Raw genomic sequence first — 15,570 nt, 5'->3', positions numbered from 1 at the left:
GGAAACGGACGGCATTCCGGACGACATGAAAGCAGCGTAGAGGACCTTGAACCATTTGAAAATACGATGGCAGAATATTTCAATGATTCGATTTCGAAATGACCGAGGGTGCGATGAAAACGCTCGACATCGAAGCCGTCCAGGCATTCGTGCTGACCGCCGATCTCAAGAGCTTCACGCGAGCAGCGGAAGCACTGGACACCACGCAGTCCGCGGTGAGCCTGAAGATCAAGCGGCTGGAAGACGGGCTCGGCCGCCGCCTGCTGGAACGCACGCCGCGGCAGGTTCGCCTGTCGGCCGACGGCACCGCGTTCCTGGAGCCGGCGCGCGAACTGGTGGCCGCCCACCACGGCGCAATCAGCGCGTTCGGCACGAGCCAGCGACGGCTGGTGATCGGCGTCAGCCACCATGTCGTCGGCGCCGATCTCCCGATGCTGCTGCGACGGATGAGCGAAGCGGAGCCGGCGCTCGTGCTGGAGATCCGCGTCGCCGCCTCGCGCGACGTGCTCGACGCATTCGATCGCGGCCAGCTCGATGCGGCCGTGGCGCTGCAGCACGACAGCCGGCGGCTCGACGGCGAAACCATCCTGTCGGAGTCGTTCGGCTGGATGGCGGCGGCCGATTTCGAATACCATCCGCCGCAACCGCTGCGGCTCGCCACGCAGGCCGAGCCGTGCAGCGTGCGCCGCATGGCGGTCGGCGCGCTGGACGAAGCCGGCGTCGCGTGGACGGAGGTGTTTGTCGGCGGCGGCGTGGCGACGATCGGTGCGGCGGTGTCCGCGGGCCTGGCCGTCGCGGCGCTCGGGCATCGCGTAGCACCCGCCGGCACCGTCGACGTGGGAACGCGCTACGGACTGCCGCCGCTGCCGACGCGCGACGTGGTGCTCTACTCGAGCCTGACCGATGCGCGCGCCCGGCAGGCGCTGCGCACGCTGGGGGCGGCGCTACGGTCGTCGGTCGGTGTGCGGTGAGGCCGCGCGCGGCATCGAAATCCTGTTCTCGACGAGTACGCGCCCTGCTCCGCGCTGTCGCGACCGAAGACCGCCGCAGGGATGATTCATTCCAACGATCGAGGATCCCCGATCGTGGGCGCTGGCTCGTTATCGAGCACTCGCCGTTCAATTTGATTTGCCGGAATCACGGCCCCCTCCGACACGGCTGCTGCGACGACGCCCGCGCCGAACCTTCCGGGGACAGGAAGCAAGAGGCATCGAAGGCGTGTCTGTTCCCCGAGCGCGTCGACACCGCGGCCGTTTCAACGTCGACGCAGCTGAATCCATCCGCCGCCGACGGCGGTCGCTGCATCGCCAGGCCGGCCCGAATCACGCGTGCTCAGCTCGCGGCGAGATATCGCTGCGGCGATGCGCCCGTGATCCGTCGGAACATGACAATGAACGCGCTCGCGCTGCGATACCCGAGATCTTTCGCCACCCGCGCCACCGACTGGCCGAGCGCGAGGCGTGTGATCGCTTCCGCGACGCGCATCTGCTGCCGCCAGGCCACGAACGTCAGCCCCGTCTCGGCATGCAGCCGGCGCGCGAGCGTACGGCCGCTCGCGCCGAATTGTTGGCCCCAGAAGTCCAGTGTGAGATCGCTCGCGGGGTCGTTCATCATGTGCTCGCACAGCTTGAGCAGGCGCTCGTCGCGCGGCAGAGGCACACCGGGCTCGGCGAGGCTCGGCGTTTCCGCAAGCACTTTCATCAGCAACGACGCGGCGAGCCCGGCACGGCTCGTGGCCGTATAAGTATCCGCGCCGTCGACGACCGTGAGCGCGAGCTCCCGCAGCAACACCGACACGGCGATGACCGCCGGTTCTTCCCAGGGCCACGGAAATACTTCGGGCTCCACATAGACGCTGCATAGCGCGGTTTCGCCCACCGCGTGCAGCTCGTGATCGACGTCCGACGGCAGCCACACCGCCCGCGACGGCGGGAGCGTCCATGTGCGGGCCGGCGTGAGCACGCGGACGACGCCCCTGGCGGCAAAGACGAGCTGGCCATGGCGATGCTGATGCCAGGCAACGCGTTCGCCTTGACGGTAATTCACGAGGGTGGCGGCCACTTGGCGCGGTAGCGGCACCCGCGCCAGCGGATAGCGCTTGAGCAGAAAGGCCTTCATCGGGGTCGGTCGAAAGGAAGTGAGCCATGATATTTCAGATTTACCAAATTTTGTCAAAAAATCGATATTGCCTGTCTACCTTTCGACTGCGTGAGGCATTAATCTCCTTATCCATCAATGGCTACGGCCGAATCCTGCCCTCTACTTTTAATACGTCTCATTCTCATATATGAGACACCACACGTGCCACCAGCACGTCCGCACGACCTTCGACGACTCATGCCTCTGATTGCCTCATTGATCCGCTATTCACGCTGGCTGCTGCCCGTCGCGCTGCTCACGAGTCTCGCGAGCGGCTTCGCGAACGCGGCGCTCGTGGCACTCATCAATCAGGCGTTGCAAGCGTCGGGCACACAGCTGATGGAGCTGGGCATGCGCTTCGCCCTGCTCGCCGCACTCGTGCTCGTGACACGCATCGGCTCGCAGGCGCTATTCATGTATCTCGGTCAACGCGTCAAGGCGCAACTGCGCATGCAGACGATCGGACGCATTACCGCCGCGTCGTTCCGCGATCTGGAGCGGTGCGGCTCGGCCCGTGCGATGGGCGCGCTGACCCAGGATCTCGACAGCATCGTCGTGTTCTTCGTGAGCCTGCCCTCCATTGCGATGCAGGGCGCCGTGATCGTCGGCTGTCTCGCATACCTCGGCACGCTGTCGCTGCCGATCCTCGTGGTCGCGCTGGGCGTGCTCGGCGCCGGCACGCTCGGCACACAGCGGGTGAGCACCCGGGCGCTACGTCATCTGCGCGCATCGCGCCACCGCGAGGACAAGCTGCTGAGCCAGTTTCGTGCGTTGTTCGATGGCGCCAAGGAACTCAAGCTGCATCGCGCGCGCGCGAACGCGTTCGTCGGCAGCGAGCTCGCCCCGCACGTGGAAGCGGTGCGCGTGCAGCGCACGCGCGGCTACGTGCTGCACGCGCTCGCGGCAAGCTGGGGCAATTTGCTGCTGTTCGGCTTCGTCGGCCTGACGACTTTCGTGCTCGCGCATCTGTTCGGCGCCGACGCGCACGTCATGTCGGGCTACGCGCTCGTGTTCCTCTATCTGATCATGCCGGTCGAAGGGCTCCTCGCGGCGCTGCCGTCGCTCAGCTCGGCCCGCATTGCGTTCGAGCGCATCGGCGAGCTCGAAGCGGCGCTGCCGGCCGAACCGGGCAATCACGCCGATTCCGCCACCGCACCGGCCCCAGCCGAAGGATTCTCGCGCATCGTGTTCGAAGGCGTCGAACATCGCTATGTGCGCGAAAGCGACGACGGCCTGTTCACGCTCGGGCCCATCGACCTGACGTTCGATGCGGGAGAGCTCGTGTATCTCGTCGGCGGCAACGGCAGCGGCAAGACCACGCTCGCGAAGCTGCTCGTCGGCCTTTACGCGCCCGAGCGCGGCCGCCTGCTCGTCGACGGCGTCGCCGTGGACGACGCGACGCGTGCCAAGTATCGACAGCGTTTTTCGGTGGTCTTCAGCGATTTTCATCTGTTCGATTCGCTGCTCGGCCTGACCGGCGAACGCGAAGGAATGGCGCGTGCGTTGCTCGTCGCGCTGCAACTCGACCACAAGGTGCGCATCGAGCGCGGCACGTTCTCCACGCTCGCCCTTTCTCAAGGTCAGCGCAAGCGCCTCGCGCTGCTGGTCGCCTTTCTGGAGGACCGACCGTTCTACGTCTTCGACGAATGGGCCGCCGACCAGGACCCGGCCTTCAAGGACGTGTTCTATCGGACGCTTTTGCCCGCGCTGAAGGCGAACGGCAAGACCGTGCTGGTCATCACGCACGACGATCGCTACTTCGATCTCGCCGACCGCCTCGTCAAGCTCGAGAACGGGCGAATCGCCGCGATGACCGCGAACACGGCCGGCCCGGACAATGCGCGGCGTACGGGCGGCAGCGACATGGCGAGCGCGGCATGAGCCACATCGTGCGCGACGAAGCAGCCGGCGCCACCTGCGGCAACACCGGCAATGCCGCGACGTTCTCGCTCGAACGCGTGTCGTACGTCGCCGGCGGCCGTCCGCTGCTGCAAGCGATCGATCTCGCGATCGAACCCGCATGCGTGACCGGGGTGCTCGGGCACAACGGTTCGGGCAAATCCACGCTCGTCAAATTGCTCGCTCGCCAGCTCGCTCCCACTGCCGGCACGATTCACTACGCGGGCAAGCCGCTCGCCGGCTGGGGCGCACGCCAGTTCGCGCGTCAGGTCGCGTATCTACCGCAGCAGACGCCGCCCACCGACGGCATGACCGTGCACGAACTGGTGGCCCTCGGGCGTTATCCGTGGCATGGCGCGCTCGGACGCTTCGGGGAAGAAGACGCCGCGCACGTCGAGCACGCGATGCGTGCAGCGGATGTGCTCCGTCATGCCGATCGTCCCGTCGACGTACTGTCGGGCGGCGAGCGTCAGCGTGCATGGCTGGCGATGCTGGTCGCACAGGACTGCCGCTGCATGCTGCTCGACGAACCGACGTCGGCGCTCGACCTCAACCATCAGCTCTCCGTGCTCGAACTCGTGCGCACGCTCTGCGCGACGCGGGCGATGAGCGCCGTCGTCGTTCTGCACGACGTGAACATGGCCGCGCGGTTCTGCGACAGTATCGTCGCGCTGCGCGAAGGCCGCCTGCTGATGCGCGAGCACGCCGCCGACATCATGGACCCGGCGCACCTCGAATCGATCTACGGCGTACCGATGCGCGTGAGCGCCGATCCGGTCAGCGGACGGCGTCTGGGGTTTCCGGCATGAAGCTGCTCGTTGCCAATCCGCGCCGCCGGCAACTGCTCGTCGCGCTCGCCGCGCTCGCCGGCCTGGGCCCCCAGCTCTCCGCGCAATGCGTCGCTGCGGCGGCCACACGGGTCCCGCACCGCATCGTCGTGCTCAACTGGGAACTCACGGAAACGCTGCTCGCGCTCGGGCGCGCGCCCGTCGGCATTCCGTTGCCCGACTGGTACGCGAGCGGCATCGTGACGCCGCCGTTGCCGCCCGGCGTCGCCGACGTCGGCCTGCTCTATCAGCCGAATTTCGAAGTGCTGCTGGCGCTCGCGCCGGATCTCATCATCGTCACGCCAGCGCATGCGGCGTTGATGACGCCGCTACGACGCATCGCGCCGACGCTCACGCTGGGCACATACATGAACGCTGCACGGCCTCTCGAGGTACTCTGCGACGAGACATCCGCGATGGCGCGCGCGATCGACGCGCCGCAACGCGCCACCGAGCTGATCGCCGCCGCGCAACGGGAGTTCGTGTCGGTGGCCGCCCGGATCGCGAACACCGGAGCTCGCCCGGCGCGAGCCGTGATCGTCGCCGAAGCACTCGACGAGCGACATCTTCGCGTCTATGGCACGGGTAGCCTGTTCGACGACGTGCTCGCGCGCATCGGTGTCGACAATGCTGCCCATCCTCGCGACGCGACGAGCCGTGCGGCCTCCACGCCGTGGCGCACCTCCGTGACCGGTTCAGCCACCGTCGCGCTGGAGCGCCTGTTCGACGTCCCGCACGCGGACATTCTGCTGATCGGTCCGCTGCGCGCCGCCGTGCGTGCCGCGCTGAACCAAAACCCGTTGTGGCGCGCGCTGCCAGCCGTGCGCGAGAAACGCGTCGCGGTGCTGCCGGTGATCGCGGCCTTCGGCGGACTCGTGTCGATGCGCCGCTTCGCCGCGGCCGTCTCGATCGCCCTCGCCACACCGGAGCACGACGGAGGCGGCCTTGCGTAACCTCGTGCTGGCCGGACCCGCCGCGCGGACGAGCGATCGGCGCCTGGCGCTGGTCGGCGCCATGGTCGTACTGGCCGCGTGCCTGACCGCCACGGACGTGCATCGCGCACTGGCGGGCACGCCCTTGTGGCGCGCGCTCGCGGCCACCGCCGACACGCAGGACGTGGGAGCCTTGCTCGTCCACTACAGCCTGCTGCCGCGCGTCGCGATGACGCTGCTGTGCGGCGCCGCGCTCGGCCTGGCGGGTGCGCTGATGCAACAGGTGCTGCGCAATCCGCTCGCGGAACCCATGACGCTCGGGGTGTTCCCCGGCGCGTATCTCACGCTGTCCGTCGCGACGATCTGGATGCCCGGCTGGTTGGCCGTCGGTCGAAGCACACTGGCGCTTGCGGGCGGCGCGGCCGCGATGCTCGTGGTGTTCGGGCTGGCATGGGTGCAACGTATGTCGCCGCTCGGCGTGATCCTCGGCGGCATGGTGGTGAACATGTACTGCGGCGCAATCAGTCTCGCGATCTCGGTGGTGCATTTCGACAGGCTTGCGGGCTTGCAGATCTGGGGCGGCGGCGCGCTCGACCAGAACGGCTGGCAACCGACGCTGCATCTGGGCATGCAGCTCGCCGCCTGCGCGGGCGGCGCCGCGCTGCTCTGTCGCCCGCTGAGTCTGTTCGATGCAGGCGACACGACAGCGCGCCATCTCGGTGTCGCGGTCGGATGGGTGCGCGGCGCCGCGCTGTTCGTCGCGGTCGCGCTCACGGCGTTCGTGGTCGCCGAAGTGGGTGTCATCGGCTTCATCGGCCTGGCCGCGCCGTTGCTGGGCCGCCTGGCCGGCGCGCGGCAGTGGCGCGCGCGACTCGTGTGGTCGCCGCTCATCGGTGCGGCGCTGCTGTGGCTGACCGATGAAATCGTGCGCGCGGTCGCGCGGGCCGACATGTTTTCCGCGCACGTGATCGCGACCGGAAGCGCGACCGCGATCGTGGGCGTGCCGTTGCTCGTCGGGTTGCTGCCCCGTTTGCGCACGCGGCCCGATGCGCATGCCGCAGCAGGCCCCCGGCATGATCGTCGCGCGCCTCGTGCGACGGCGCTGGCGTGGATCATGCTGCTACCGCTCGCATGCCTGCTGTCGCTGGCGGTCTCTCGTGGCCCCACCGGCACGAGCGTCGCAACGCTCACGCAAATCGAAAGCCTGCTGTTCTGGCGCGTACCCCACCTCGTCGCGGCGCTGGCGGCGGGCGCTCTGCTCGCAGTCGCGGGAACCCTGCTGCAACGCATGAGCGCGAATCCGATGGCGAGTCCGGACGTGCTCGGCGTCGGTTCCGGCGGCATGTTCGGCATGGTCGCCGTGCTGTTCATGAGTCACCGCCTCGTCCCCGCCGCGCTGGTGGCAGGCTGCGTGGCCGGCACGTTGGCGACGTTGGTGCTGCTCGTCTGGTTCGGACGGCGCGCGCGATTCGCGCCCGAGCGCCTGCTGCTCGTCGGGCTGTCGATCAGTGCGCTGTTCAACGCGGTAGTCGGCGCGCTGATGTCAAGCGGCGATCCGCGCGCGGGCGTGCTCGTCGATCTGCTGATCGGCTCGACCTACTACGTCGCGCCCGACATCGCATGGAGCGTCGCGGCACTGGCGCTCCTCACGCTCGCCGTCGCACCGCTGACCGGACGCTGGCTCGCCGCGCTTGCGCTCGGCACGGACGTCGCGGCGAGCGTCGGCGTGCCCGTGGGTCGCGCACGCTTCGCCTTGCTGCTGCTGGCGGCCCTGTCGACGGCGGCGGCTACCGTGATCGTCGGGCCGTTGTCGTTCGTCGGGCTGATCGCGCCGCATATCGCACGGTTTTCCGGTGCACGCCGCCCCGTGCCGCAGCTCTATCTGGCCGCAACGCTCGGCGCGCTGCTGATGGTGGCGGCGGACTGGCTCGGGCGGCAGATCGCTTTTCCGCAGGAAATCGCGACCGGCCTCGTCGCCACGCTGCTCGGCGGACCATGGCTCATCGCGCTCGTGATGCTGCGCGGGTTGCGGCGGTAATTGCGTCACGGGTCGCCAGATCGACCACGATGTCGGTCCGGCAGCTGTTCGGTAGTGCATTGATTCAAAGATAGACGAGCCCTTCAGATGCCCGTCGATAACGATCGTCCCCCCCATTTTTCAACCCGCCGCTGGCGGGAGAAAGCAGTTCGACGTTTTTCAACCTCGGGATGATCAACCATGACAACGAGAATAGACCACCCGCGCGCGCGGCCCACGACGACGGGACGCTGCAGCCGCGCCCCGCTCGCCTTTTCGGCGCTGTGCCTCGCCTCCTCGTGGGCGAACGCGCAAGGCACGCCCGCGCCGGTCGGCGACGTGCTGCCCGTCTTGACGGTGGTGGGCGCAAGGGACGCCGATGCGACCACCGAAGGCAGCGGCAACTACGCTGCAAAGTGGGCCACCATCGGCGGAAAAGTCGCGCAATCGATCAAGGAGACGCCGAACTCGGTCTCCGTGCTCACGCGCGAGCGGATGGACGACCAGAACGTCACGACCATCCAGCAGGCGTTGCGCACCGTGACCGGCGTCAGTTCGATCGACTACGGCGACGGCACGGCGTACTTCCGCGCGCGCGGCTCGCAGCTCGGCATTGAATTCGACGGGGTTCCGACGCTCAGCGGCCTGCAGTACCAGTTGCAATTCGATCTGGCGATGTACGACCGCGTCGAAATCCTGCGCGGCCCGGCAGGCTCGATCGATGGCATGGGCGAGCCGGGCGGCGTCGTCAATCTCGTGCGCAAGCGCCCTCAGGATCAGTTCCACCTCGGCACGGAAACGCAGGTCGATTCGTTCGGCAGCGTGCGCCAGATGATCGACGTCACCGGGCCGCTGAACAAGGACGGCACGCTGCGCGGACGCGCCGTTCTCGTGGGCGGCACCGGCATGCAATCCATCGAACGCACGCGCAGCAAGGAGGTGATGGCCTATGGTGCGCTCGATTGGGATCTCACGCCGCGCACGACGCTGTCGCTCTCGGGCGGCTATCAGGTCTCGCCGATCTCCGGCATCGATTACGGTGCGGGCGGCGTGCTGAACAGTACGCGTACCGCACTCACCGGGCGCGTGCCGAGCGAATATACGCGGAACTTCAGTCCGAGCTGGAACTATGCGTACACCTCGTTGCAAGAGGTCAACGCCAACCTCGTGCATCGGTTCGAAAGCGCGTGGCAATCCTCGACCACGCTGTTCTACCGCCACGAACTCTCCAAGGCCTACTACGCGTACTCCGGCCCCGGCGCGACCGCAAACGGCCTCGCGCGCTTCGGAGACCAGCGGCAGCGCACGAGCTATGACTGGTTCGGCACGGACACCAACGTCTCGGGCCCGATCCGCCTCTGGGGGCAAACGCATACGCTGACCATCGGCGCGAACTACGCCGTGATGACGTCGGGCGCGCAATCGGGTTTCCGCGCGTTGAGCGGCCCGTACGGTGGCGCCTACAGTCTCTACGATCCCGATGCGGTGCCGGCCGTGGACGTACCGTACACGTTCGGCACGCGTCACCGCACCGTGCAATACGGCGTCTATGCGCAGGCGCGTATCAAGCTCGCCACGCCGCTGACGCTCGTGCTCGGCGGCCGCGAGGCGTTCCTGCAAGACCGCACGCAGTCGACATTGCCGAGCGTCGCGGACTGGACGACCAACGCACAGGTCGATCATCGCTTCCTGCCGTCCGCCGGCTTGCTGTGGGACATCGTGCCGTCGCTGACGGCCTATGCCAACTATGCGCGTTTCCTCGATGCGCAAACGCAAGGCACGTACTCGGGGCCGGGCCTGCCGCCCCGCTCGGGAGAGCAGTACGAAGTGGGCATAAAGAGCAGCCTGCTCGATGGCCGCCTGAATGCGAACGCCGCGCTGTTCCGCATCAACGACGCCAACCGCGCCGTGGCCGACCCTGCCCATCAGTTCTATTACGTATCCGCAGGCAAGGCGCGCAATCAGGGTATCGAGCTCGAACTCACCGGCCAGCCGACGCCGGACTGGAATCTCTATGCGGGCTACACGTATCTGAACGCACACTACGAGAACGACTCGCCCGATCTCACCGACGGCACGGATCCGAAGCATCTGTTCAAGCTGTGGACCCGGTATACGCTGTCGCAAGGCCCGTTGCGCGGATTCTCGTTCGGGGGCGGCATGCTCGCGCAAACGCGTATTTCGCGCGGCGTCGAACAGGGTGCCTATGCGGTTTTCGACGCACAAGCGGGATATCGTTTCAACAAGCACGTGACGGCGTCGTTGCAATTGAATAACGTGTTCAATCGCAGGTACTACATTCGCCCGCCCAGCACCTATTACAGCGTATTCGGCGACGCACGCAACGTGATGTTGACGGTGCGGTCGGATTTCTAGGTGCCCGCCGCGCGACGAATACGCCGCGCGACGGTCGGCCCCATCGTCCGGCGGCCCTCGCCCGGGGCATAGCATGGCGGAACCGGGCTCACGGCGATTCGTGAAGCCGTCGCGAGCAGCGATGCGGTCCGAACAACCGTGCCGCGCGTCTCGGCGGCAGGAGCGCCCGGCCACGCAATGTCGACGGGGGCGATGCGTCAATTTCCGGTAACTCGCCGTCCGGCACGTTCGTCAACGCGGATGCCTCCTGCGCCGTTCGTCGAAAGACGACGGCGAATTCCGATGGATCGCGCCGGGTCCGCCGGATGCATCCGGCCGTCATGCATCGCCGCGCGCCACGGTAAAATTCCGTCTTCGCCCCGCGCTTATGCAGACGCTATCCATCCGTCCCCGGGCCCACGTCAAAAGCATCGACCAGCCATCATCGCCTTGATTTCCCTCCACTTTCCGCGTCGCGACGCATGAGTTACTCGCTCGCCACCTCGTACATCCGCGAACTCGAGATCCGCAAGAGCCGTTTCATCGCGTACGCGGTTCCGGTCGAGGACCGCGATGCCGCGATGCAGGTCCTGCAACGCCTGCGCGACGAGCACCCGGCGGCCACACACGTGTGCTGGGCGCTGCTGGCGGGCGGCCAGTCGGGCATGTCGGACGACGGCGAGCCGTCGGGCACGGCGGGCCGGCCGATCCTCGAAGTGCTGCGCCATCACGATCTCGACGGGGTGCTCGGCGCGGTCGTGCGTTACTACGGCGGCGTGAAGCTCGGCGCGGGCGGGCTGGTGCGTGCGTACACGGATGCGATCGCGTCGGCGCTGCTCGATGCCGAGCGCGTCGAGCGCATTCGGTACACGCGGCTCGCGATCGAGATCGGCTACCCGGAAGAGGCGCGCGTGCGTCGCTGGATCGAACAGGCCGGTTACGCGCTAGTGGACAGCGCATACGGAATGACGGTGAAGCTCGTGATCAAGCTGCCGGAAACGGCCGAAGCCGCGGCAAGAGCCGAACTGTTCGATCTGACGCAGGGGCGCTCGGGGTTTCCTGATCTCTGAGCCGTTGCGACGACAGCCCGCGCGGCCCGCGCGTACGCTGTACTCGTACTGCATGCATTCGAACCGCCCCGCTCCGCCAGACCTAAAAAAAACGCGCCGCATACCGCGGCGCGCTTCGTCACATGGCGATCGACCCGGCGAACCGCTCAATAAACGTCCGGCACGATCATGTTGTCCGGCACCGGCCGGCGGATGTAATCCTCGTGATGCTCGCGCTGCGGCAGATCGATCGTCGGGCGCGGCACCTCGTGATACGGCACCTGGCCGAGCAGATGGTGAATGCAGTTCAGCCGCGCGCGCTTCTTGTCGACGGCCTGCACGACCCACCACGGCGCCTCGGGAATATGCGTGCGCTGCAGCATCTCTTCCTTCGCGGCCGTGTAAGCCTCCCAGCGGCGGCGGCTTTCGAGGTCCATCGGGCTCAGCTTCCACTGCTTCAGCGGATCCGCGATCCGGCTCTGGAAGCGCAGCTCCTGCTCGTGGTCGGTGATCGAGAACCAGTACTTGACGATCTGGATCCCGCTGCGCACGAGCATCTTCTCGAACTCGGGCACCGACCGGAAAAATTCCTCGTACTCGTCGTCGGTACAGAAATTCATCACGCGCTCGACGCCCGCGCGGTTGTACCAGCTGCGGTCGAACAGCACGATCTCGCCGCCAGCCGGCAGATGCGCGACATAACGCTGGAAGTACCATTGCGTGCGCTCGCGGTTGTTCGGCGCCGGCAGCGCGGCCACCCGGCACACGCGCGGGTTCAGGCGCTGCGTGATGCGCTTGATCGCACCGCCCTTGCCGGCCGCGTCGCGCCCCTCGAAAATGACGACGAGCCGGTGCCCGGTGTTCACGACCCAGTCCTGCAGCTTCACGAGCTCGCCCTGCAGCCGGAACAGCTCGCGGAAATATTCCTTGCGCACCTCGCGACGCTCGGGCGAGAACAGCAGGTCCTCGCCGTCGTCGAAGCGGCGGTCGTCGAGCTCCATCTCGAGTTCCTCGTCGTAGGCGTCGACGAGATCCTCCTCGAAACGGCGCTGGCGCGCTTCCATCGGGTCCGTATCGGTGCGGTTGTCGATCTCGGTGCGGGTATCGTTGTCGCCCATGGGGCCTCCTTCCATCATTGACGCAGCCAAACTCGTCCATTATCCCAGCGTCGCGCGTCAAATTCATGAAAACGGGCGGCCACGCCCGTCCGGAGCGGGGCGCGAACGTCACGCCAGCCCGCCCGCGTGACGCCCTCCGGTTCGCCGCGCATCAGTCGGGCGGCGGCAACACGACCGTATCTTCCGACCCGAACGCAGCCGTCCTGCGAACGCAGCGCCAGCTTCCGGACCGGCAGCCCGGTCTTCCGGCCGACGAGCAATACGTGCGCCGCGCCCGCGATCTCGGCAGACGCCGACCGAACGCTCGGCGCCGAACACTTTCTGCCGCTCTTTGCCGCGCTGTTCCCGCCCGCGCCGAGCGAGCGGCTGGCGGGCGGGCGTCGGGCACGGCTGCTTCGAGGATGCGCCCGAAGCCATTGCCGCGCGGATCGCGGGTTTCATCCGAGCGGCCGGCTGAAAAAATTCGGCAGCCGGATCGAAACTCCGGCCGCCGAACGGCGCGCGCGGCCGCTGTCGCCGACGCGCACGCATCGCTTCACGTCAACGAATAATCCGCGTCACGCCCCGCCCGCGCGGATCGGCCATCGCTTCCGGCGTCTTGCCGTCGATCTTGATGACCTGGATGTCGCCGCTGAAATCCTGTCCCTTCAGCGTGTAACCGCGCGCCTCGATCTGCTTCGCGAGTTCGCCTTCGATCGGGTGGTACGGCTCCCAGAAGATCGTGTTCGGCGGCAGCAACTGGTGGTGGAAACGCATCGCGCCGACCGCTTCCTTCAACGGCATCCTGAAGTCGTAGATGTTGTTGATCACCTGGAAGATCGACGTGAAGATGCGCGAGCCGCCCGGCGTGCCGATCACCAGCGACACCTTGCCGTCCTTCGTCATGATCGTCGGCGACATCGACGACAGCGGGCGCTTCTTCGGTTCGATCGCGTTCGCGTCGCTGCCGACCACGCCGAACATGTTCGCGACGCCCGGCTTCGCGGAGAAGTCGTCCATCTCGTCGTTCAGCACGATGCCCGTGCCGTCGGCGATCACGCCCGAGCCGAAATAGCCGTTGATCGTGTACGTGTTCGACACCGCGTTGCCCCACTTGTCGACCACCGAGAAGTGCGTCGTTTCGGCCTTCTCCGGCATCGTCGTGCCGAGGCCCGGCTGCACGCTCTTCGTGTCCGACGGCTCCTTCGGGTTGACCTCGGCCGCGCGCTTCGCGATGTACGCGTCGTCGGTCAGCTGCGCGATCGGCACCTTGTAGAAATCGGGATCGCCGAGATACTGCGCACGATCGGCGAACACGCGCTTCTCGATTTCCGCGACGAGGTGGATGTACTGCGGCGAGTTGAGCTTCACGCCGTCGAAGTCCTGCTTGAGGTCGGCCTTCATCTTCAGCAACTGCACGAGGCCGATGCCGCCGGAACTCGGAGGCGGCGCGGTGATCACGTCATAGCCGTTCCACTTCGCCTGTACCGGCTCGCGCCACACCGCGCGATACTGCGCGAGATCCTCGGTCGTGATCAGCCCGTTCCCATCGCCGGTCTTCATCGACGCGGCGATCAGCTCGGCCGTCTTGCCCTTGTAGAAGCCTTCCGCGCCGCCGTTCGCGATGCGCGTCAGCACGTCGGCGAGATCGGGCTGCTTGAAGTTCACGCCGGCCTTCAGCCCGGAGAAGTACTTGTCGAAGTTGGTCTTGCCGCCGAATTCCTTCGATGCGTCGACGCCGCGCTGCGCGAGCTGTTCGTCGACGACGAAGCCGTCGCGCGCATAGTGGATCGCCGGCGCGAGCACCTGCTTCCATTTCAGCTTGCCGAAGCGCTTCTGCGCTTCCCACATGCCCGCGACCGTGCCCGGCACGCCGACCGCGCGCGGGCCGTACAGGCTCATCCCCTTGACGACGTTGCCGTCCTTGTCGAGGTACATGTCCTTCGTCGCGGCGAGCGGCGCGCGCTCGCGGTAATCGATGAAGTACGGCTTGCCGTCCTTGTAGATCGTCATGAAGCCGCCACCGCCGATGTTGCCGGCTTCCGGATACGTGACGGCCAGCGTGAACGCGATCGCGACGGCTGCGTCGATCGCGTTGCCGCCTTCCTTGAAGATCCGCTCCGCGGCATCCGCGCTGTATTTGTCGGCGACCGCCACCGCCGAGCTCGTCAGGACCGCGGGCTGCGGCCCCTTCGCGTACGCGGGCGCGTTCGGCAGGAAACCGATGCCGGCCACCGTCGCCAGCACGGCGGCGGATGATTTGAAGCGATTCAGCGTAGTCATTGCATGTCCCCCATGTGGATCTCCTTCAGGCACGACAAGCACCTGATCCGTGGATGGCCGCTGGCGCGCCGGCAGCCATATGCCGGCTTCGTAGTATAGGGGCACAAAAAGGGTCGAACACGCGACGCGCGACGAAAGCGTGCCGCGTATGTGCGGCCGCTCACGTTGCGGCGCCGCGACGCACACGTGGAGCGCCCGACACCGCCTGCCGTGCGCCCCGTCGCGCAATGCACAAAACCGAAAGTTGCGAACCGCGCGGCATGCCATGCGCTGCGCACCAAAAAATATGCAAACGAGCCGCGCGCGGCACAGGCCGATCTGCGAAGATAGCGCCCCGCTTGCGTGCCGCATCATCGTTTCGTGCACGCGCCGCTTCACGTTTCTTCGTCTCGCTCCCTATGGCATCACACAATGCGCATCACGCGTCCGGCTTCGCGGCCGGCGTCACCGCCGCCGTCCTCGTCGCGCAAACCGGCGCAACCGGCCCGTGGCACTCGGGCATGCTCGCCGCGTTCGCGGCGGGCGTCGCGGGCGGCACCGCGCCCGACTGGCTCGAAGTCGCCTGGTGGAGCCGCAAGCGCCGCCTGTGGATCACGCATCGCACCCTCACGCACTGGGGTATCGGCTGGGTCGCGCTGCTGGCGCTCGGGTGGCACGGGCTCGTCCATCATCCGCATCCGCTGTGGGCCGCACCGCTGTTCGGCTTCGCCTGCGGCGGCGTGATGCACCTGCTCGCCGACTGGCCCAATCCGCTCGGCGTACCGTGGATCTGGCAGCGCCACTCGCTCAACCTGTGGAACAGCGGGCATTGCGACCTGATCGTGGTGGCCGCCGCCTGGGGCGGCACGCTGTGGCTCGCGCAGTCGCTGTGGTCGCGTACGCCGCTGCTCGAACACTGGCTCGGCTGGCTGCAGCGCGTCTAGGAACGGTTCGCGCTCATACGCTCATAACGCACGATCCCTCGTTTGGGAA

The 15,570-nt window shown here is 67.1% G+C and carries 11 protein-coding genes and 1 pseudogene; 9 read left to right on the top strand and 3 right to left on the bottom strand.

Going from position 1 to position 15,570, the window contains the following annotated elements:
• Nucleotides 1-113 precede the first annotated feature (113 nt).
• Nucleotides 114-971 carry a LysR family transcriptional regulator gene (locus tag CFB89_RS21530; protein ID WP_089470555.1) on the top strand — a complete coding sequence of 286 codons (858 nt, stop codon included), beginning with the start codon at nucleotides 114-116 and terminating at the stop codon, nucleotides 969-971.
• A gap of 361 nt (nucleotides 972-1,332) precedes the next feature.
• Here the strand turns inward: CFB89_RS21530 and CFB89_RS21525 are convergent, their stop codons facing one another.
• Nucleotides 1,333-2,118, bottom strand: coding sequence for a helix-turn-helix domain-containing protein (locus tag CFB89_RS21525; protein ID WP_089469643.1), 786 nt, complete (start codon nucleotides 2,116-2,118; stop codon nucleotides 1,333-1,335).
• A gap of 219 nt (nucleotides 2,119-2,337) precedes the next feature.
• Here CFB89_RS21525 and CFB89_RS21520 point away from each other — a divergent pair, with 219 nt between their 5' ends.
• From CFB89_RS21520 to CFB89_RS21495, 6 genes are all read left to right on the top strand, one after another.
• Nucleotides 2,338-4,020 (top strand): cyclic peptide export ABC transporter, encoded by a 1,683-nt coding sequence (locus CFB89_RS21520; RefSeq protein ID WP_089469642.1) that lies wholly within the window; start codon nucleotides 2,338-2,340, stop codon nucleotides 4,018-4,020.
• Nucleotides 4,017-4,847: an ABC transporter ATP-binding protein gene (locus CFB89_RS21515; protein ID WP_089469641.1), complete on the top strand. Its 831-nt coding sequence runs from the start codon at nucleotides 4,017-4,019 to the stop codon at nucleotides 4,845-4,847. The genes CFB89_RS21520 and CFB89_RS21515 overlap by 4 nt, the downstream gene beginning before the upstream one ends.
• Complete coding sequence (locus CFB89_RS21510; RefSeq protein ID WP_089469640.1) at nucleotides 4,844-5,818, top strand: iron-siderophore ABC transporter substrate-binding protein; 975 nt, start codon at nucleotides 4,844-4,846, stop codon at nucleotides 5,816-5,818. Before CFB89_RS21515 ends, CFB89_RS21510 begins: the two co-directional genes overlap by 4 nt.
• Nucleotides 5,811-7,835, top strand: coding sequence for a Fe(3+)-hydroxamate ABC transporter permease FhuB (gene fhuB / locus CFB89_RS21505; RefSeq protein ID WP_256979734.1), 2,025 nt, complete (start codon nucleotides 5,811-5,813; stop codon nucleotides 7,833-7,835). The genes CFB89_RS21510 and fhuB overlap by 8 nt, the downstream gene beginning before the upstream one ends.
• Nucleotides 7,836-8,015: 180 nt before the next feature.
• A complete protein-coding gene (locus tag CFB89_RS21500) occupies nucleotides 8,016-10,190 on the top strand; it encodes a TonB-dependent siderophore receptor (RefSeq protein ID WP_089469639.1) in 2,175 nt (724 codons plus the stop codon).
• Nucleotides 10,191-10,651: 461 nt separating this feature from the next.
• Complete coding sequence (locus tag CFB89_RS21495; protein WP_089469638.1) at nucleotides 10,652-11,239, top strand: YigZ family protein; 588 nt, start codon at nucleotides 10,652-10,654, stop codon at nucleotides 11,237-11,239.
• Between the two features lie 146 nt (nucleotides 11,240-11,385).
• Here CFB89_RS21495 and ppk2 read toward each other — a convergent pair whose 3' ends face one another.
• A complete protein-coding gene (gene ppk2 / locus CFB89_RS21490; protein WP_089469637.1) occupies nucleotides 11,386-12,336 on the bottom strand; it encodes a polyphosphate kinase 2 in 951 nt (316 codons plus the stop codon).
• 270 nt (nucleotides 12,337-12,606) lie between these two features.
• On the opposite strand from ppk2, the pseudogene CFB89_RS35445 reads away from it, so the two are divergent.
• A pseudogene (locus tag CFB89_RS35445) lies at nucleotides 12,607-12,793 on the top strand (alpha/beta hydrolase); the annotation flags it as partial.
• A gap of 83 nt (nucleotides 12,794-12,876) precedes the next feature.
• Here the strand turns inward: CFB89_RS35445 and ggt are convergent.
• Nucleotides 12,877-14,598: a gamma-glutamyltransferase gene (gene ggt, locus CFB89_RS21475; protein WP_089469636.1), complete on the bottom strand. Its 1,722-nt coding sequence runs from the start codon at nucleotides 14,596-14,598 to the stop codon at nucleotides 12,877-12,879.
• Between the two features lie 398 nt (nucleotides 14,599-14,996).
• Here ggt and CFB89_RS21470 point away from each other — a divergent pair, with 398 nt between their 5' ends.
• On the top strand, nucleotides 14,997-15,521 hold the full coding sequence (locus CFB89_RS21470; RefSeq protein ID WP_089469635.1) for a metal-dependent hydrolase: 525 nt from the start codon (nucleotides 14,997-14,999) through the stop codon (nucleotides 15,519-15,521).
• The last annotated feature ends 49 nt before the right edge of the window (nucleotides 15,522-15,570 follow it).

It is taken from the genome of Burkholderia sp. AU16741 (genome assembly GCF_002223345.1).
GTDB lineage: Bacteria > Pseudomonadota > Gammaproteobacteria > Burkholderiales > Burkholderiaceae > Burkholderia > Burkholderia sola.
Note: the sequence above shows the minus strand (reverse complement) of the source record. Positions and strands in the feature narration are given on the sequence as shown.

Bases quoted from the DNA above. Each gene is read 5' to 3' on its own strand.
- CFB89_RS21530 (WP_089470555.1), top strand. From the start codon at position 114: ATGAAAACGCTCGACATCGAAGCCGTCCAGGCATTCGTGCTGACCGCC.
- CFB89_RS21525 (WP_089469643.1), bottom strand. From the start codon at position 2,118: ATGAAGGCCTTTCTGCTCAAGCGCTATCCGCTGGCGCGGGTGCCGCTA.
- CFB89_RS21520 (WP_089469642.1), top strand. From the start codon at position 2,338: ATGCCTCTGATTGCCTCATTGATCCGCTATTCACGCTGGCTGCTGCCC.
- CFB89_RS21515 (WP_089469641.1), top strand. From the start codon at position 4,017: ATGAGCCACATCGTGCGCGACGAAGCAGCCGGCGCCACCTGCGGCAAC.
- CFB89_RS21510 (WP_089469640.1), top strand. From the start codon at position 4,844: ATGAAGCTGCTCGTTGCCAATCCGCGCCGCCGGCAACTGCTCGTCGCG.
- CFB89_RS21500 (WP_089469639.1), top strand. From the start codon at position 8,016: ATGACAACGAGAATAGACCACCCGCGCGCGCGGCCCACGACGACGGGA.
- CFB89_RS21495 (WP_089469638.1), top strand. From the start codon at position 10,652: ATGAGTTACTCGCTCGCCACCTCGTACATCCGCGAACTCGAGATCCGC.
- ppk2 (WP_089469637.1), bottom strand. From the start codon at position 12,336: ATGGGCGACAACGATACCCGCACCGAGATCGACAACCGCACCGATACG.
- ggt (WP_089469636.1), bottom strand. From the start codon at position 14,598: ATGACTACGCTGAATCGCTTCAAATCATCCGCCGCCGTGCTGGCGACG.
- CFB89_RS21470 (WP_089469635.1), top strand. From the start codon at position 14,997: ATGGCATCACACAATGCGCATCACGCGTCCGGCTTCGCGGCCGGCGTC.